This is a genomic window from Streptomyces rhizosphaerihabitans (assembly GCF_025399795.1).
GTDB classification, from domain to species: Bacteria; Actinomycetota; Actinomycetes; order Streptomycetales; family Streptomycetaceae; genus Streptomyces; species Streptomyces rhizosphaerihabitans.
Window position 1 is genome coordinate 22,897 of sequence record NZ_JAODTZ010000013.1, and the last position, 17,051, is coordinate 39,947.

Annotated in this window: 14 protein-coding genes; 8 read left to right on the forward strand and 6 right to left on the reverse strand. The window is 69.4% G+C overall.

Features of this window, described 5'->3' with window-relative positions; translation table 11 throughout:
* The first annotated feature begins 13 nt into the window (after positions 1–13).
* The 5 genes from N4G66_RS15315 (at position 14) to cseC (ending at position 4,646) form a co-directional block, all read left to right on the forward strand.
* A complete protein-coding gene (locus N4G66_RS15315) occupies positions 14–931 on the forward strand; it encodes an A/G-specific adenine glycosylase (RefSeq protein WP_261704647.1) in 918 nt (305 codons plus the stop codon).
* 252 nt (positions 932–1,183) lie between these two features.
* Positions 1,184–1,723 carry a SigE family RNA polymerase sigma factor gene (locus tag N4G66_RS15320; protein ID WP_261704648.1) on the forward strand — a complete coding sequence of 180 codons (540 nt, stop codon included), beginning with the start codon at positions 1,184–1,186 and terminating at the stop codon, positions 1,721–1,723.
* Positions 1,711–2,361 (forward strand): hypothetical protein, encoded by a 651-nt coding sequence (locus N4G66_RS15325; RefSeq protein ID WP_261704649.1) that lies wholly within the window; start codon positions 1,711–1,713, stop codon positions 2,359–2,361. Before N4G66_RS15320 ends, N4G66_RS15325 begins: the two co-directional genes overlap by 13 nt.
* A 19-nt stretch (positions 2,362–2,380) precedes the next feature.
* Positions 2,381–3,088, forward strand: a complete 708-nt coding sequence (cseB, locus tag N4G66_RS15330; protein ID WP_261704650.1) for a two-component system response regulator CseB — start codon at positions 2,381–2,383, stop codon at positions 3,086–3,088.
* A gap of 7 nt (positions 3,089–3,095) precedes the next feature.
* Positions 3,096–4,646 carry a two-component system sensor histidine kinase CseC gene (cseC, locus tag N4G66_RS15335; RefSeq protein ID WP_261704651.1) on the forward strand — a complete coding sequence of 517 codons (1,551 nt, stop codon included), beginning with the start codon at positions 3,096–3,098 and terminating at the stop codon, positions 4,644–4,646.
* Between the two features lie 138 nt (positions 4,647–4,784).
* Here cseC and N4G66_RS15340 read toward each other — a convergent pair whose 3' ends face one another.
* From N4G66_RS15340 to N4G66_RS15350, 3 genes are all read right to left on the reverse strand, one after another.
* Positions 4,785–5,231, reverse strand: a complete 447-nt coding sequence (locus N4G66_RS15340; protein WP_261704787.1) for a VOC family protein — start codon at positions 5,229–5,231, stop codon at positions 4,785–4,787.
* A 94-nt stretch (positions 5,232–5,325) separates the two neighbouring features.
* Positions 5,326–5,772 (reverse strand): helix-turn-helix transcriptional regulator, encoded by a 447-nt coding sequence (locus tag N4G66_RS15345; RefSeq protein ID WP_261704788.1) that lies wholly within the window; start codon positions 5,770–5,772, stop codon positions 5,326–5,328.
* A 175-nt stretch (positions 5,773–5,947) separates the two neighbouring features.
* The gene (locus N4G66_RS15350) at positions 5,948–7,579 is read right to left on the reverse strand and encodes an MDR family MFS transporter (protein WP_261704652.1); all 1,632 of its coding nucleotides are present in this window, start codon (positions 7,577–7,579) and stop codon (positions 5,948–5,950) included.
* A gap of 171 nt (positions 7,580–7,750) precedes the next feature.
* Here N4G66_RS15350 and N4G66_RS15355 point away from each other — a divergent pair, with 171 nt between their 5' ends.
* Positions 7,751–8,344 (forward strand): TetR/AcrR family transcriptional regulator, encoded by a 594-nt coding sequence (locus N4G66_RS15355; RefSeq protein ID WP_261704653.1) that lies wholly within the window; start codon positions 7,751–7,753, stop codon positions 8,342–8,344.
* Between the two features lie 151 nt (positions 8,345–8,495).
* Here N4G66_RS15355 and N4G66_RS15360 read toward each other — a convergent pair whose 3' ends face one another.
* The gene (locus N4G66_RS15360; protein WP_261704654.1) at positions 8,496–9,182 is read right to left on the reverse strand and encodes a M23 family metallopeptidase; all 687 of its coding nucleotides are present in this window, start codon (positions 9,180–9,182) and stop codon (positions 8,496–8,498) included.
* Positions 9,183–9,741: 559 nt separating this feature from the next.
* On the opposite strand from N4G66_RS15360, the gene N4G66_RS15365 reads away from it, so the two are divergent.
* Positions 9,742–12,873 (forward strand): NACHT domain-containing protein, encoded by a 3,132-nt coding sequence (locus tag N4G66_RS15365; RefSeq protein ID WP_261704655.1) that lies wholly within the window; start codon positions 9,742–9,744, stop codon positions 12,871–12,873.
* Between the two features lie 90 nt (positions 12,874–12,963).
* Here N4G66_RS15365 and N4G66_RS15370 read toward each other — a convergent pair whose 3' ends face one another.
* Positions 12,964–15,489 carry an ATP-dependent Clp protease ATP-binding subunit gene (locus N4G66_RS15370; RefSeq protein WP_261704656.1) on the reverse strand — a complete coding sequence of 842 codons (2,526 nt, stop codon included), beginning with the start codon at positions 15,487–15,489 and terminating at the stop codon, positions 12,964–12,966.
* A 430-nt stretch (positions 15,490–15,919) separates the two neighbouring features.
* Between N4G66_RS15370 and N4G66_RS15375 the strand changes: the two genes are divergently transcribed.
* Complete coding sequence (locus N4G66_RS15375; RefSeq protein WP_261704657.1) at positions 15,920–16,756, forward strand: SCO3374 family protein; 837 nt, start codon at positions 15,920–15,922, stop codon at positions 16,754–16,756.
* Here N4G66_RS15375 and N4G66_RS15380 read toward each other — a convergent pair.
* Complete coding sequence (locus tag N4G66_RS15380) at positions 16,687–17,022, reverse strand: histone-like nucleoid-structuring protein Lsr2 (RefSeq protein WP_261704658.1); 336 nt, start codon at positions 17,020–17,022, stop codon at positions 16,687–16,689. The genes N4G66_RS15375 and N4G66_RS15380 overlap by 70 nt on opposite strands.
* Positions 17,023–17,051 lie beyond the last annotated feature (29 nt).

Consider the following 17,051-nt stretch of genomic DNA (forward strand, 5'->3'; position numbering starts at 1 on the left):
GATCGACATCGCCATGACTGCACCCACCAAGCCCACCGCGCCCACCCGGAACACCCCCGGCGAGAACCTCCACACCCCCGTCATCGACTGGTTCGAAGAGCACGCCCGCGATCTGCCCTGGCGGCATCCCGATGCCGGCCCCTGGGCGGTGATGGTCAGCGAGTTCATGCTCCAGCAGACCCCGGTCAACCGCGTCCTGCCCGTGTACGAGCACTGGCTGGCCCGCTGGCCGCGCCCCGCCGACCTGGCGCAGGACGCGCCCGGGGAAGCCGTCCGGGCCTGGGGACGGCTCGGCTACCCGCGCCGCGCCCTGCGTCTGCACGGCGCCGCGGTGGCCATAACGGAGCGGCACGGCGGGGACGTACCGACGGAGCACGCGCAGCTGCTGGCGCTGCCCGGCATCGGGGAGTACACGGCGGCGGCGGTCGCGTCGTTCGCTTACGGCCAGCGGCATCCCGTACTGGACACGAACGTCCGCAGGGTCTTCGCCCGCGCCGTCACCGGCGTGCAGTACCCGCCGAACGCCACCACCGCCGCCGAACGCAAGCTCGCCCGCGCCCTGCTGCCCGAGAGCGAGAGCACGGCGTCGCGCTGGGCCGCCGCGTCCATGGAGCTCGGCGCGCTGGTCTGCACGGCGAAGAACGAGACGTGCCACCGCTGCCCGATCGCCGCACAGTGCGCCTGGCGGCTGGCCGGCAAGCCGGAGCACGACGGACCGCCGCGCAAGGGGCAGACGTACGCGGGCACGGACCGCCAGGTGCGCGGCAAGCTGCTGGCCGTCCTCCGGGAGGCGCATGTACCGGTTCCGCAGACCGCGCTGGACCGGGTGTGGGACGAACCGGTCCAGCGGGGCCGCGCGCTCGACGGGCTCGTCGCCGACGGACTGGTCGAGCCGCTCCCCGGCGGTCTGTATCGGTTGCCCCTCACCTAGAACAGACGCCATAACCGGATCAACCAGGCCATAGAGCCACGTTCTCCTACCCCGTTTCCATAGCCGTTACACAACCGACGGACAGCCGAGTGCTGGCCGCAGGCTGTCTCGGACAACCCCGTGACAACGCCTCCGTAGCTTTCAGTGCCGTACCGCAGGAAACGCCGCAACGAGCGGCGCAGGAGCGGCGGTTCGCAGGCAACGGACAACCGGCAGCAGGCAGGTCGGAAACGGGGATGGAGGCGGTTGATCATGGCGCACGGCGAGGTGCTCGAATTCGAGGAGTACGTCCGCACTCGGCAGGACGCGCTGCTGCGCAGTGCCCGCCGCCTGGTCCCCGACCCGGTCGACGCCCAGGACCTGCTCCAGACCGCGCTCGTGCGGACGTACGGCCGCTGGGAGGGCATCGCGGACAAGCGCCTCGCCGACGCCTATCTGCGCCGCGTGATGATCAATACGCGCACCGAGTGGTGGCGGGCCCGCAAGCTCGACGAGGTGCCCACCGAGCAGCTGCCGGACGCGCGGGTGGAGGACGCCACCGAGCAGCACGCGGACCGCGCGCTGCTGATGGACATCATGAAGGTGCTGGCACCCAAGCAGCGCAGTGTCGTGGTGCTGCGACACTGGGAGCAGATGTCCACGGAGGAGACGGCCGCCGCACTCGGTATGTCGGCCGGAACGGTCAAGAGCACGCTGCACCGGGCGCTGGCCCGGCTCCGCGAGGAGCTGGAGAGCCGCGACCTGGACGCCCGCGCGCTCGAACGTGAGGAGCGGGAGCGTTGCGCGGCCTAGGAGTTCGGGCCAGAGCGGCCCTGAAGGCGGGGAGTTCGGCGGCGGCCGGGCTCGCCGCCCTCGGCCTTTTCGTGACCGCGTGCGCCACCGGCGGCACCGGCGCCCGCGACGAGGGCCCGGCGGGCAGCGACGCGGTCGCCAAGGGCGGCATCATGCCGGCCGGCTCCGGTTCGCCCTCCAAGGCGCCCAAGCGCGTGGATGCGGTCAAGATCGTCAAGGGCGACCCGGCGGTCAGCGCGGCGGTCAAGCGCGACCTGAAGCCGTGCGTCGCCGACGAGTACCCGGTCGACGTGTCGTACGGGGATCTGACCGGCGGGTCCACGAACGACCTCGTGATCAACGTGATGACCTGTGCCGATGCCGTCGGCGTCGGCTCGTACGTCTATCGCGAGGAGAACGGCAGGTACCAGAATGTCTTCAAGACCGAGGAGCCGCCGGTCTACGCCGAGATCGACCGGGGCGATCTGGTGGTCACCCAGCAGCTGTACGAGAAGGGCGACCCGGTGTCGTACCCCTCCAGCGAGGAAGTGATCACCTACAGCTGGTCCGCGACGCGCTTCGTCGAGCAGTCCCGGATCCACAACGACTACAGCAACGCGGTGGGCGGCACGAGTTCGCCCGCCCCCGACGCGAACTGAGAGCGGACGGAGCAGCCGGATGGCAGAGCAGACCCACGTCCTGTTCGTCGAGGACGACGACGTCATCCGCGAGGCCACGCAACTCGCCCTGGAGCGCGACGGCTTCGCGGTCACGGCCATGCCCGACGGGCTCTCGGGCCTGGAGGCGTTCCGCGCCGACCGCCCCGACATCGCCCTGCTGGACGTGATGGTCCCCGGGCTCGACGGTGTCTCGCTGTGCCGCCGTATCCGCGACGAGTCGACCGTGCCGGTCATCATGCTGTCCGCGCGCGCCGACTCGATCGACATCGTGCTCGGCCTGGAGGCGGGCGCCGACGACTATGTGACCAAGCCCTTCGACGGCGCCGTGCTGGTCGCCCGCATCCGCGCGGTGCTGCGCCGCTTCGGGCACGCGAGCGGCGGCATGGGCGCGGCGGCCGGGGAGTCCGCGACGGTGGACGGCGGGGTGCTCGCCTTCGGTGATCTGGAGATCGACACCGAGGGCATGGAGGTTCTCAGGAGCGGTACGCCGGTGGCGCTGACGCCCACCGAGATGCGGCTGCTCCTGGAGTTCTCGTCCGCGCCAGGTACGGTCCTGAGCCGCGACAAGCTGCTCGAACGTGTGTGGGACTACGGCTGGGGCGGGGACACCCGGGTGGTCGACGTCCATGTGCAGCGACTGCGTACGAAGATCGGCCAGGACCGTATCGAGACGGTCCGCGGCTTCGGCTACAAGTTGAAGGCCTGAGCACGCTATGCGGGGGATATTTCAGCGCTCGGCTCCGGGGAAGCCCTCGGTTCCGGGGCAGGGACCGATTCCGGGGAGACTCACGGACGCGGGCGGCGGCGTGGACACGGGTTCACGCCACGGCGCGGGCGGCGGGATCGGCGGCCACAGAGATTCCGGCAGGGACGAGATCCTCGGCAGGGACACCGGCAGAGACCCGGGCAGGAGCCGAAGCATCGGCATAGGGATCGACCGGGGCGCGGATTCGGGTACGAGCATCCGTACGGGCATCCGCTGGAAGCTCAGCACGGCGATCGCCCTGGTCGGCGCGCTGGTCGCCATCGCGCTGAGCCTGGTCGTGCACAACGCGGCCCGTGTCTCGATGCTGGACAACTCGCGCGACCTGGCGGACGAACGCATCCAGCTCGCCGAGCGCATGTACGGGCCGGGCAGACAGCCGCCGTTCGGGGCCAAGATCGACGATCCCTCCATTCCGGCGGACCTGATGGTGAAGGTCTCGGAGGGACGGCGGGCGACCTACGTCTCCGACAGCTCGAACGGCGTGCCGGACATCTGGGCCGCCCTACCGCTCAGGAACGGCCAGGTGCTGTCCTGGCACGAGCGGTTCACGGACCGCAACGCGGACGTGATGAAGGACCTCGACCAGGCGCTGATCATCGGCTCCATCGCGGTCGTCTTCGGCGGCAGCGCGCTCGGCGTGCTCATCGGCGGGCAGCTGTCGCGCCGGCTGCGCAAGGCGGCGGCCGCCGCGAACCGGGTCGCCAAGGGCGAGCGGGACGTCCGGGTGCGGGACGCGATCGGTGGTGTCGTGCTCGACGAGACGGATGATCTCGCGCGTGCCGTTGACGCCATGGCCGACGCGCTCCAGCAGCGCATCGAGGCCGAACGCCGGGTGACCGCCGACATCGCCCACGAGCTGCGGACCCCGGTGACCGGACTGCTCACGGCGGCCGAACTCCTGCCGCCCGGCCGCCCCACCGAGCTCGTACGGGACCGGGCGCAGGCCATGCGCACCCTCGTCGAGGACGTCCTGGAGGTCGCCCGGCTCGACGGGGCCTCGGAGCGGGCCGAGCTGCAGGACATCATGCTCGGCGAGTTCGTGACCCGGCGGGTGGCCGCCAAGGGCGCGGACGTCGAGGTGCGTGTGGTGCACGAGTCGGAGGTCACGACGGACCCGCGCCGGCTGGAGCGCGTCCTGCTCAATCTCCTCGCGAACGCCGCCCGGCACGGCAGGCCGCCGATCGAGGTCACCGTCGAGGGCCGCGTCATCCGCGTCCGCGACCACGGCCCCGGCTTCCCCGAGAAACTCCTCGCCGAGGGGCCGAGCCGCTTTCGCACCGGCAGCACCGACCGCGCGGGCGACGGCCACGGCCTCGGCCTCACCATCGCCGCGGGCCAGGCACGGGTGCTCGGCGCACGGCTGACCTTCCGCAACGTACGACCCGCCGGCGCCCCGGACGACGTACCAGCCGAGGGCGCGGTCGCGGTGCTGTGGCTGCCGGAGCACGCGCCGACGAGCACGGGGAGTTACCCCATACTGCCGCCCTCCGGGAAGTAGCCGCAGCGGCGGGCGCCGGTCCTGGCTGGTCAAGACCTGGCGCCCTTGTCCCAGCGGCTCCAGACCCGGCGGGCCTTGTCCCAGCGGCTCCAGACCTGCCGGGTCTGTCCTAGCAGCTCCGGACCTGCCGGGTCTGTCCTAGCAGCTCCAGTCCTTTTCCAGGTCGAGCTCGCCCTCACGGTGCTGGGTGAAGGAGAACCAGTTCCCCGAGTCGTCGCGGAACAGCGCTTCCGTGCCGTACGGACGCTCCTGCGGTTCCTGGAGGAACTCCACGCCGCGGTCCTTGAGCTTCTTGTAGTCGCCGTGGATGTCGTCGGTCCTCAGCACGCCCGCGCCGAGCACGCCCTTGGCGATCAGCTTCTTCATCATCTCCGCGGACTCGGGGTCCATGGCGGGCGGTCCGGGCACCATGAGGGTCAGGTCGATCCCGGGCTGATCCGGGGCACCGACCGTGAGCCAGCGCATACCGCCCTCGCCCATCGTCATGTCCGTACGGAGTTCGAGCCCGAGCTTCTCGGTGTAGAACTCCTTGGCCCGGTCCTGGTCGAGGACCCAGACGGTCGAGATGGCGAGTCCTTTGATCATGGTGTGCTCCAGGTGTGCGGGATCGCGAGGTGTGCGCGGCCGGGCCGGGTCGTCGTCGGCCGCGCGCGCCCTGCCACGGTAGGCGCCCTCCCCGTCACGGCGCTTCTCCGGAATTGCGCTCTCCGGCACCGGTGCCGTCACGGGCTCCCGCGCCCGGCCCGGTCCGGAAGCCGCCGGCCCAGAGCATCGCGTAGCAGCCGGGTATGAGGGCGGCACCCCGCCCGACGTGTTTCGCCCGGTACTCGCTCGGCGTCATCCCGGTCCATGTCTTGAAGCGCGCGGAGAAGGTGCCGAGGCTGCTGAAGCCGACCAGATGGCAGATCTCGGTCACCGAGAGGTTCGCGGTGCGCAGCAGGTCCTCCGCCCGGTCGATGCGCCGGTGCGTCAGATACTGGCCCGGGGTCTCGCCGTACGCCGCCTTGAAGGCGCGTATGAAGTGATACCGCGAATATCCGGCGCGCGCCGCCAGCGTGTCGAGGTCGGTGCCGGGCTCGGCCCAGTCCCGGTCGATGACGTCCTTGGCGAGCCGCAGCTGCCGCATTCGGTCCACGTTCCCGATGGTGGCACGCGGCACTGACAGTGACCCTGCGCGGGAGAAGGCCCGCACGGCGCAGGAGAAGGCCGGCACAGGAGAAGGCCCCCGGGGCGGACAACGCCGGGGGCCTTCGTTGCGAGGAGTTCAGGGGCCGGCGCAAAGGCCGGCCCCTGCGATCAGGTCAGACCGGCTCGGCGAGCGGGATCTGGGGTGCCTCGTCCTGCGCCCCGTCCTCGGCGGGCTTGGGCGCTCCCGCTCCCTTGAGGGCGACTTCCTTGACGAACACCGACGAGATCATCACGATCACGGCCACCGACGCGCCCAGCAGGAAGGCCGAGTGCGTACCGGCCGACACCGCGTGCTGGTAGGCCTCGCGCGCCGCAGCCGGCAGCTTCGCCAGGCTCGCCGCGTCCAGCTGCGGGGACTGCTCGGTGATCTTCGAGCCCAGCGCGCCGGCCTTCTCGGCCATGACGTCCTTGACGCGGTTGTTGAACAGCGCGCCCATGACGGCGACACCGAACGACGAGCCGAGCGTACGGAACAGGGTGGTGGAGGAGGACGCGACGCCCATGTCCTTCATCTCCACGCTGTTCTGCGCCACCAGCATGGTGACCTGCATCAGACAGCCCATGCCCAGGCCGAGGACGGCCATGTAGACGCCGGACATGAAACGGGTGGTGTCCGTGTCCATCGTCGACAGCAGGTAGAGGCCGATCACCATCAGCACACCGCCGATGACGGGGAAGATCTTGTAGCGGCCGGTGGCGGTGGTGACCCGCCCGGCGACCATCGACGTCACGAGCATCGCGCCCAGCATGGGCAGCAGCAGCAGACCGGAGTTGGTCGCGGACGCGCCCTGTACCGCCTGCTGGTACAGCGGCAGGAACAGCGTGGCGCCGAACATGGCGAAGCCGGTGACGAAGCCGATGATCGACATCAGGGTGAAGTTGCGGCTGCGGAAGATGTGCAGCGGCACGATCGGCTCGGCGGCCTTGGTCTGCCAGAAGACGAACCCGACCAGCGCGGCGACGCCGAGGCCGATGAGCTCCATGATCCGCGCGGACGACCAGGCGTACTCCGTGCCGCCCCAGGTGGTGACGAGGACGATGGAGGTGATGCCGATGGTCAGCAGCGCGGCACCGAGGTAGTCGATGCGCGTCTCGGACCGCTTCTTCGGCAGGTGCAGGACGATGCTGATCGCGGCGAGCGCGATCGCGCCGAGCGGCAGGTTGATGTAGAAGGACCAGCGCCAGCCCCAGTTGTCGGTGATGGTGCCGCCGATCAGCGGACCGCCGATCATCGCCAGCGCCATGATGCCGGCCATCATGCCCTGGTACTTGCCGCGCTCACGGGGCGGGATCAGGTCGCCGATGATCGCCATGACGCCGACCATGAGACCGCCGGCGCCGAGACCCTGAATGGCCCGGAATCCGATCAGCTCACCCATGTTCTGGGCCATGCCGCTCAGCGCGGAGCCGATCAGGAAGATCACGATCGAGGTCATGAAGGCGCCCTTGCGCCCGTACATGTCGCCGAGCTTGCCCCAGATCGGGGTGGAGGCCGCGGTGGCGAGGGTGTACGCCGTCACGACCCAGGAAAGGTGTTCGAGTCCGCCGAGGTCACCCACGATGGTCGGCATGGCCGTGCCGACGATCATGTTGTCGAGCATCGCCAGCATCATCGTGAGCATCAGCGCGAGGAGGACCACGCGCACGCTGCGCTGTCGCTTCCCGCCCTCGACCGCCGGCTGGCCGTCGGCTTGTGGCCCGGCCTGCTCCGCGGCCGGTTCGGCCGCTTTCGTCTTGTCCGCCATCGTTCCCACTCCCCTAAGTACCTCTGCCGCCGTCCGGCTACTTACTTGCCGACCGGCAAGCTGACTACACTCAGGGAAAATAGCCTCGCAACTAGCCGGGCGTCAAGTAAGTAACACTAGTTTTACCAGCCGGTCGACAGGTAAGTTTCAGGGAGCGCGAGGCATACGAGGATGGGCGGCACGATGGACGGCACCAAGCGACAGCGCCGGGGCGACACTCGGCAGCGCATCCAGGACGTAGCCCTCGAACTCTTCTCCGAGCAGGGCTACGAGAAGACCTCGCTGCGCGAGATCGCCGAGCACCTCGATGTCACCAAGGCGGCGCTCTACTACCACTTCAAGACCAAGGAAGAGATCCTCATCAGCCTCTTCGAGGATCTGACGAGGCCGCTCGACGAGCTGATCGAGTGGGGCAAGCAGCAGCCGCACAGCCTGGAGACCAAGCAGGAGGTGCTGCGCCGCTACAGCGACGCCCTCGGCGGCGCGTCCCCGCTCTTCCGCTTCATGCAGGAGAACCAGGCGACGGTACGCGAGCTGAGCATCGGCGAGACCTTCAAGGACCGCATGATCAGCATGCTGGAGATCATCAAGGAGCCCGAGTCGCCGCTGACCGACCAGGTCCGCTGCATCAGCGCGCTCTTCACGATGCACGCCGGCATGTTCGTGCTCAAAGACGTCGAAGGCGACCCCGAGGACAAGCGCAAGGCCGTCCTCGAGGTCGCGATCGACCTGGTGACACAGGCCCACGGGGGCGGAGCCTCCTAGGGCGGGTTCCGGCGCGCAGAGTTTCCCGGCGCCGCCCCCCTCGCACGAAAGCGGAGCCCCGCCGCCGTCTCCGGCAGCGGGGCTCCGCTTCTGTTTTCGCTCCCCGGCACTGCGCGCCGGGGCCGCGCGCCGGGTCACCGGCGCGGGTGGATCAGACAGTCACACCCATGCCGTGCAGGAACGCGACCGGGTTGATGGCCGAGCCGTAGTTCGGGGTCGTACGGATCTCGAAGTGCAGGTGCGGGCCGCTGGAGTTACCGGTGTTGCCGGACAGGGCTATGTGCTGACCGGTGGTGACGACCTGGCCGACGTGCACGTCGATACGCGACAGGTGGGCGTACTGGGAGTACGTGCCGTTGCCGTGCTTGATGACGACGGCGTTGCCGTACGCCGGACCGTCACCGGCGCCGTTGCCGCCCGCCTTGACGACGGTGCCGCCGTGCGCGGCCATGACGTTGGTGCCCTGCGGCACGGCGAAGTCCTGGCCGGAGTGCTTGTGGGCCCACATGCCGCCGGCCTGGTTGAAGCTGGCGGACAGCGAGTACTTCGCGACCGGGTCGATCCAGGAGGCGGCCTTCTTCTTCGCCGCGGCCTTCTTGGCGACAGCCGCCTTGGTGGCGGCCGTCTTCTTCGCGACGGCGGCCTTGGCCTGAGCGGCGGCCTGGGTGTGAACGGCGTTGGCCGCGGTGACGGTGGCGCTGCTGCTGACGCCCGTTTCGGCGGCGGTCGCGACCCCTGCGCCCAGAACGACCGAGGCTCCCAGACCGACGGTCAGAACGGCCGCCCGAGTGCGGACCATGGACGTAAGGGACTTGCGGGACGTGACGCGCTTCGACATGAATACCTCGTGGAGACGGGGACAAGGGACTGAGCAACCACTCCGGCGAACTGCCTGCCGCCGTGTTGGCCATTCATTGGTAACCCGCGCCCCCAGCTGCACTCAAACCCCCCATCTACGGCGTGAAGTAGTACTTCATCCCCAAACTTCCCGAACGTTGACACCCCGGACATTCAGCGAAGGATCTTGTCCCTTTGGCCCGGAAAACAGGGTTTAACCCCACTTCAGGCCTGCACATCCCTTGCTAAACCTGCTCTCGGCCCACCTGTCCGGACAACCTGCCGACGAACCTCCCCACCCCGGGTCAAAGGTCCTTTTTGTCCGTTTTCGCGTAGCTACTACTCGCCCTAGTACCGGACAAAACGCCTGTGCCTCATGTCACCGGGCCATCGGATCCGGGACCCCTGGAATGTGACGCGGGCTACGCCGCCGGCCCCTGTTTTCAAGGGTCTTGGGGGCGTTCGCGGACCCTTCACGGGTGCCTCCGGCACCTCTGTGCCGATCGGCTGTCAGAACATACGGTTGCCCTTCCGGCTCAACGCTCTCCCGGGGGATCGTCATGGACCCAGTAACCGTCGGCACGCGCCTGGCCTCCAGCGTGGCCGCGCCGCTGGTCAGGAAGCTCTTCGTGGCCGAGGGCCCGGGAGCGGGCCTCGTGGACAAGCCCGTACGGATCTCGGCGCTCGTCTCCTTCAGAGGCGAGAAACAGGCCGTCGGAGAGAAGGACCTGGCCAGTCTTTCGGCCACCCTGGTCGGGCGGGCGCTGCGCGGCGGAGAGCGTCCGTTCTCCGCCGACGAGGAACCGGCCGTCGTCCACGCGCTGGCGGCGACCCTGCACGCCCTGGGCGACCTCACCATGACGGACGTCCAGGCGGTGGAGCTCGGCCACCGGGCGCTCGCCCGGCGGCTGCGCGAGGCCGGCGGAAACCCCGACCGGGACCTGTCCTACGACGCGGCCCTGTTCTACGAGGGTCTGCTCGACACGGCCTGCCTCCACATCCTGCACTTCTTCACCCAGCGCTCGGCCTTTGTCCCCCGCACCCTCGTGGAGCAGAGCCGCAGACAGCGCGAGCTGATCGCCAAGGTGGACGAGCTGATCGCGCGCACACCCATGACGGGCGGCACGGACCAGGCCTTCGAGCAGCGCTATCTCGCCCATCTCGCCACCCGGCACAGCCACCTCACCATCTACGGCATCGACCTCGTCAACTCCCCGGAACGCTGGCCGCTGGACGCCGCCTACCTCAGCCTCCAGGCCTTACGCCCCGTGGAGGACGAGGAGACCGCCTCGTCGGACGGTGTGCGCATCGCCGCCGCGGCCGCCTCCCTGCCCGCCGAACAGGCCCTGTCGGAGCAGGACCTGGTTCTGCTGCGCGGTGTGGCCGGTTCCGGCAAGACCACGCTGGTGCAGTGGCTGGCGGTGACCGCGGCGCGCGGCGAGCGGGGAGACCGCATCCCCTTCGTCCTCCCGCTGCGCACCCTCGTCCGCCGCCCCGAGGGCCTGCCGGCCCCCGATGCGTTCCTGTCCGCCGTGCGGCTCCCCTTCCACGCGACCCAGCCGCACGGCTGGACCGACAGGGTGCTCGGACACGGCCGCGGCCTGCTGCTCGTCGACGGCCTCGACGAAATCCCCGAACGTGACCGCCAACACACCCGCAGCTGGCTGCGCGAGCTCCTCGACGCCTACCCCGGCAACCAGTGGCTGGTCACGTCCCGCCCCTCGGCCGTGCGGGAGGACTGGCTCGCCCCCGACGGATTCACCGAACTGGTCCTCTCGCCGATGACCGGCGACGACGTGGCCGCGTTCATCCGCCGCTGGCATGCCGCGGCACGCCTGGACGACCCGGACACGGACCGCCTCGACGGCTACGAGCGTTCCCTCCTCGACGCCGTCCGGACCAAGCCGGACCTCGGCCGCCTCGCCACCAACCCTTTGATGTGCGGTCTGATCTGCGCGCTGCACCGTGACCGGCGGGGCTATCTGCCGCACGGCAGACAGGAGTTGTACGAGGCCGCGCTCTCCATGCTGCTGTCGCGCCGCGACGAGGAGCGCGACATGTTCGTGCGCGGAAGCGGTCACGACGGCATCCGTCTCACGGAACTTCCGCAGATCCAGCTTCTGCAACGGCTCGCCTACTGGCTCATCCGCAACAGCCGGGCGGAGATGGACCGCGACCGCGCCGAACGCATCGTCGCCGACGTCCTGCCCTCCCTCCCGGCCGCCGCCCAGCAGGGCGACGCCGCGCAGATCCTGCGCCACCTCCTGGTCCGCAGCGGCCTTCTGCGTGAACCCGCCCTCGGCACCGTCGAGTTCGTCCACCGCACCTTCCAGGACTACCTGGGCGCCAAGGCCGCGGTGGAGGACGGGGACTTCGGTCTGCTGGTGCGCAACGCCGGGGAGTCCCAGTGGGCGGATGTGGTCCGGATGGCCGTCGCCCACGCCCGGCCACGGGAACGGGCCGAGCTGCTGGGCTCCATGACCGGCGCGGCGGCCCGGCTGGACGGGCCGTCCGCGACCCGCGTACGGCTTCTCGCCCTCGCCTCGCTGGAACACGCCACCCAGCTCGCGCCCGAGGTGCGGGCCGCCGTGGAGGGCGACGCGGCCGCGCTCATCCCCCCGAGGACGTCCGAGGAGGCCCGCGCCCTGGCCGAGGCCGGACCCCTCGTCCTGGAACTGCTGCCCGGACCGGAGGGGCTGACCGAGGCCGAGGCCCACGGCGTCGTGGTCACCGCCTCCCTGATCGGCACCGACGCCGCCATCCCCGTACTGGCGCGCTTCCGCTCGCATCCGGCCCGGTCCGTACGGGCCCAACTCGCCTGGGGATGGCACAGGTTCGACACCGAGCGGTACGCGTCCGAGATCATCGCCCGACTGGACCCGGCCGGCCTGTACTTCACCGCGCACTCCACCGCCCAGCTCCATGTGCTGCGCGACCTGGGCGGCCGGCCCCGGCTGCAGATCGTCGGGGACATCGACTCGGCGGAGCTGCGTTCCTGCCTGCCGTCCGACCAGGTGACCCATCTGGCTCTACGGCACAACAGCCGTCTGCGGGATCTGGACTTCCTGACCGCTCAGGGGCAGCTGGAGCAGCTCAACCTCGATCAGTGCCCGCGGGTCGACGACCTCGCGCCCCTGTGGGAGCTGCCCCTGCAGCGGCTCTTCCTGCCGTCCGCCTCGGGACGGCCCCCGGCCCCCGACGGTCTGGCGGGGCTGACCTCGCTGCGTGAACTGAACGTCGGACACCGGCTCACGGGCCGGTCGCTGAGCGAGAGTCTCCCCCTGAACGCACCGCTGGAAGTCATCTGCTTCGGGCTGGACGTGCTCCGCGACACCGGGATGCGGGGGCTCAGCCACTGGCAGTCCCTGCACACCCTGTGGCTGAGCCGGGTGCCCGGCGAACTCACCCCCGACGACTGGTCCGAGGCCGCCGCGCTGCCGGAACTCAGGGAACTGCGGATCCACCGGGCCGCACTGGCATCTCTCGCGTCGGCGCCGCCATTGCCGGCGGTCGAGCACCTGGAGCTCAGAAAGCCGGCGGGGAACGAGGACCTTTCCGCGCTCCGGGCCTTGCTGCCGAATCTGCGGACGGTCAATTTCGTCCTCAATTCGGACACCGGCAGCGCTCCGGAAGAACTCTCGAGGCAATTGCCGGGCGAACACACGACGACCACGACCCACAACGTTCTGTGACTTCTCCCGGCTCCTCCCCTGCTCTCCAGAAAAAGGGGCTGCCCCGGGACCGAAGTCCCGGGGCAGCCCCTTTTCAGGCGGACCCGGAGGTCACGCCTCCTTGCTCAGGTTGGGACCGGCGCCGCCGGCAGCCTGCTCGATCGGCGGGATGTCGGGAAGCGCCGACTTCTCCTCGCCCCGGAAGGTGAAGGCCTTGGCCTCGCCCTCGCCCTCCGTGCCGACGACCACGATGTGGCCGGGACGGAGCTCTCCGAAGAGGATCTTCTCGGAGAGGATGTCCTCGATCTCGCGCTGGATGGTCCGGCGCAGCGGCCGGGCGCCCAGCACGGGGTCGTAGCCCTTCTTCGCGAGGAGGGACTTGGCGCTCGGGCTGAGCTCGATGCCCATGTCCCGGTCCTTCAGACGCTCGTCCACCTTCGCGACCATGAGGTCGACGATCTGGATGATGTCTTCCTCGGTCAGCTGGTGGAAGACCACCGTGTCGTCGACACGGTTCAGGAACTCGGGGCGGAAGTGCTGCTTCAGCTCCTCGTTGACCTTGGCCTTCATCCGGTCGTAGTTGGACTTGACGTCGCCCACGGCCGCGAAGCCGAGGTTGAAGCCCTTGGAGATGTCCCGCGTGCCGAGGTTGGTCGTCATGATGATGACCGTGTTCTTGAAGTCCACGACCCGGCCCTGGGAGTCGGTCAGTCGACCGTCCTCCAGGATCTGCAGCAGCGAGTTGAAGATGTCCGGGTGGGCCTTCTCGACCTCGTCGAAGAGGACGACGGAGAACGGCTTGCGGCGGACCTTCTCGGTCAGCTGGCCGCCCTCTTCGTAGCCCACGTATCCGGGGGGCGAACCGAAGAGACGCGAGACCGTGTGCTTCTCGCTGAACTCCGACATGTCGAGGGAGATCAGCGCGTCCTCGTCACCGAAGAGGAACTCCGCGAGGGTCTTCGACAGCTCCGTCTTACCGACACCCGAGGGGCCGGCGAAGATGAAGGAACCACCGGGACGCTTCGGGTCCTTCAGACCCGCTCGCGTACGGCGGATCGCCTGCGAGAGCGCCTTGATGGCGTCCTTCTGGCCGATGACCCGCTTGTGGAGCTCGTCCTCCATGCGCAGCAGACGCGAGGACTCCTCCTCGGTCAGCTTGAAGACCGGGATGCCGGTGGCGGTGGCCAGGACCTCGGCGATCAGCTCGCCGTCGACCTCGGCCACGACGTCCATGTCGCCGGCCTTCCACTCCTTCTCGCGCTTGGCCTTCGCCGCCAGCAGCTGCTTCTCCTTGTCGCGGAGAGAGGCCGCCTTCTCGAAGTCCTGGGAGTCGATGGCCGACTCCTTGTCGCGGCGCACGCCCGCGATCTTCTCGTCGAACTCGCGGAGGTCCGGCGGTGCGGTCATCCGGCGGATGCGCATCCGGGAGCCCGCCTCGTCGATCAGGTCGATCGCCTTGTCGGGAAGGAAGCGGTCCGAGATGTACCGGTCGGCGAGCGTCGCCGCCTGCACCAGGGCCTCGTCCGTGATGGACACGCGGTGGTGGGCCTCGTACCGGTCGCGCAGACCCTTGAGGATCTCGATCGTGTGGGGGAGGGAAGGCTCCGCCACCTGGATCGGCTGGAAGCGGCGCTCGAGGGCCGCGTCCTTCTCAAGGTGCTTGCGGTACTCGTCCAGGGTCGTGGCACCGATGGTCTGGAGCTCACCGCGGGCCAGCATCGGCTTCAGGATCGAAGCGGCGTCGATGGCGCCCTCGGCGGCACCCGCACCGACCAGCGTGTGCAGCTCGTCGATGAACAGGATGATGTCGCCGCGGGTGCGGATCTCCTTGAGGACCTTCTTCAGGCGCTCCTCGAAGTCACCGCGGTAGCGGGAGCCGGCGACCAGCGCGCCGAGGTCGAGGGTGTAGAGGTGCTTGTCCTTGAGGGTCTCGGGCACCTCGCCCTTGACGATGGCCTGGGCGAGGCCCTCGACGACGGCTGTCTTGCCGACGCCGGGCTCACCGATCAGCACCGGGTTGTTCTTCGTACGGCGGGACAGCACCTGCATGACCCGCTCGATCTCCTTCTCGCGCCCGATGACCGGGTCGAGCTTGGACTCACGAGCGGCCTGGGTGAGGTTCCGGCCGAACTGGTCGAGGACCAGGGACGTGGAGGGGGTGCCCTCGGCAGGACCGCCTGCGGTGGCGGTCTCCTTGCCCTGGTAACCGGAGAGCAGCTGGATCACCTGCTGCCGCACGCGGTTGAGGTCTGCGCCCAGCTTGACCAGGACCTGGGCGGCGACGCCCTCGCCCTCGCGGATCAGGCCGAGCAGGATGTGCTCCGTGCCGATGTAGTTGTGGCCCAGCTGAAGGGCCTCGCGGAGCGACAGCTCCAGGACCTTCTTGGCACGGGGGGTGAAGGGGATGTGGCCGGAGGGGGCCTGCTGGCCCTGCCCGATGATCTCCTCCACCTGCTGGCGGACCGCCTCGAGCGAAATCCCGAGGCTCTCCAGGGCCTTAGCGGCGACACCCTCACCCTCGTGGATCAGGCCCAGGAGGATGTGCTCGGTGCCGATGTAGTTGTGGTTGAGCATCCGGGCTTCTTCCTGAGCCAGGACGACAACCCGCCGCGCGCGGTCGGTGAACCTCTCGAACATCGTTAATCGCTCCTCAGAGCGGTCAGGCAGTAAGGGGACGCTCCCCTCCCTGTCCTTCCGCAGCTTAGTCCCGCAAGCGGGGACCGCTCATTCCAACTGCCGACACCGTCCTTGGCCTCCTGACCCCGAACGCCGACATCTGCTCCAACCTGATGGTGCGAGACGATGTTCCCGCAGGCCAGGCAGATACCCTCTCCCGCTGTACGCCGATGGCGAACGTGAGATGCCCGAGCCGTGCGTGTCGCCTCTCCCACTAGGGATGTCTTACCCGTACGCACTGACACTCCATGCCGCGCGCACCGGTTCCCTCCGCTACGGGCGAACATCCATGCCCGGCGGAACGCTCCCGCACGCTCCTTTTCCCGGAACTCTGTGCGTTCACGGAAACGCCCAGCGTAACTCCAGGGGTCTTGTGGCGGTTGCTCCTTGCATGGTTCCCACCGTCCCTGTCCCTCGCCGGCCGTTCGATCCGGGTGATCCGGTCGATCCGGTGCACCAGTGGTACGAGAACGAACTGGGCTGGGCAGCAGTGCCCGGGTCGCCGGTACGGCTCGTCACGGGACTGCGCTTCGACGTCCTGGAGGTGCCGGCGGAGGCGGGATTCGCGGCGCTGCGGCATCTGGGGCCCGCTTCTCCGGTGGCGCTGCAGGGGGAGCGGATGCGGCTGCTGGTGGCCGCGGGGAGCGCGGAGGAGCTGCCGGGGCTGCTCGACTGGCTGGAGTGGGGCTCTCTCGCGCTGGATCTCACGGCGATCGGCGCGGACGGAAGCATCGATGCTCCGCCGCCGCCGGATCTCAGCGTCTCGGTGGCGCCGGAGCGCGGTACTGCGGCGTCGGCGCAGGGCTGCGGAGCTGTCTCCACGGCGCCGGACTTCGGGGCTCCGGCGTCGCCGGATTCCCGTGCTCCGCTGCCGGCCGGGCGTGAGGACCGGCCCGGAGCCCGTCCCGAGGACCACCCGCAAGCCCGTCCCGCGGACCGGCTGCCGACCGGTCCAAAAACGCAGAGGGGCCCGCGAGGGGCCGCCCGCTGGCTGCGACCCCCGGAGCCCGGCCGCGAGGTGGAGCCGGCGTTGCCGACGCTGTCGGCGCTGGGCGGCGGGGGCGTCGGCGGGGGCGTTGGGGGCGCCCCCGATCTCGTACGACTGGTGCAGACGATGGCGACACAATGTCACCGGGTAAGGCTGCGGCAAGCGTGCGCTCAGCCGTTGGCCTTCTCGTATTCCTCGCGAATGGTCGCGGGAACGCGGCCGCGGTCGTTGACCTCGTAGCCGTTCTCCTTGGCCCAGGCGCGGATCAGCGCGGTGTCCTGGCTGCCACCGGAAGCGGCGCGGGCCTTTCCGCGTCCACCCGAGGCACGGCCTCCGGTACGACGGCCACCCTTCACGTAGGGGTCGAGAAGGCCACGGAGCTTGTCCGCATTGGCGGTCGTGAGATCGATTTCGTACGTCTTGCCGTCCAACGCGAACGTCACGCTCTCGTCCGCCTCGCCACCGTCGAGGTCGTCGACAAGAAGGACCTGAACCTTCTGTGCCACCGGATTTCCTTTCATCGATAACTTCAGGG

Coding starts and splice junctions, on each gene's coding strand:
- N4G66_RS15315 (WP_261704647.1), top strand. CDS start 14: ATGACTGCACCCACCAAGCCCACCGCGCCCACCCGGAACACCCCCGGC.
- N4G66_RS15320 (WP_261704648.1), top strand. CDS start 1,184: ATGGCGCACGGCGAGGTGCTCGAATTCGAGGAGTACGTCCGCACTCGG.
- cseB (WP_261704650.1), top strand. CDS start 2,381: ATGGCAGAGCAGACCCACGTCCTGTTCGTCGAGGACGACGACGTCATC.
- cseC (WP_261704651.1), top strand. CDS start 3,096: ATGCGGGGGATATTTCAGCGCTCGGCTCCGGGGAAGCCCTCGGTTCCG.
- N4G66_RS15340 (WP_261704787.1), bottom strand. CDS start 5,231: ATGATCAAAGGACTCGCCATCTCGACCGTCTGGGTCCTCGACCAGGAC.
- N4G66_RS15345 (WP_261704788.1), bottom strand. CDS start 5,772: ATGCGGCAGCTGCGGCTCGCCAAGGACGTCATCGACCGGGACTGGGCC.
- N4G66_RS15350 (WP_261704652.1), bottom strand. CDS start 7,579: ATGGCGGACAAGACGAAAGCGGCCGAACCGGCCGCGGAGCAGGCCGGG.
- N4G66_RS15355 (WP_261704653.1), top strand. CDS start 7,751: ATGGGCGGCACGATGGACGGCACCAAGCGACAGCGCCGGGGCGACACT.
- N4G66_RS15360 (WP_261704654.1), bottom strand. CDS start 9,182: ATGTCGAAGCGCGTCACGTCCCGCAAGTCCCTTACGTCCATGGTCCGC.
- N4G66_RS15365 (WP_261704655.1), top strand. CDS start 9,742: ATGGACCCAGTAACCGTCGGCACGCGCCTGGCCTCCAGCGTGGCCGCG.
- N4G66_RS15370 (WP_261704656.1), bottom strand. CDS start 15,489: ATGTTCGAGAGGTTCACCGACCGCGCGCGGCGGGTTGTCGTCCTGGCT.
- N4G66_RS15375 (WP_261704657.1), top strand. CDS start 15,920: ATGGTTCCCACCGTCCCTGTCCCTCGCCGGCCGTTCGATCCGGGTGAT.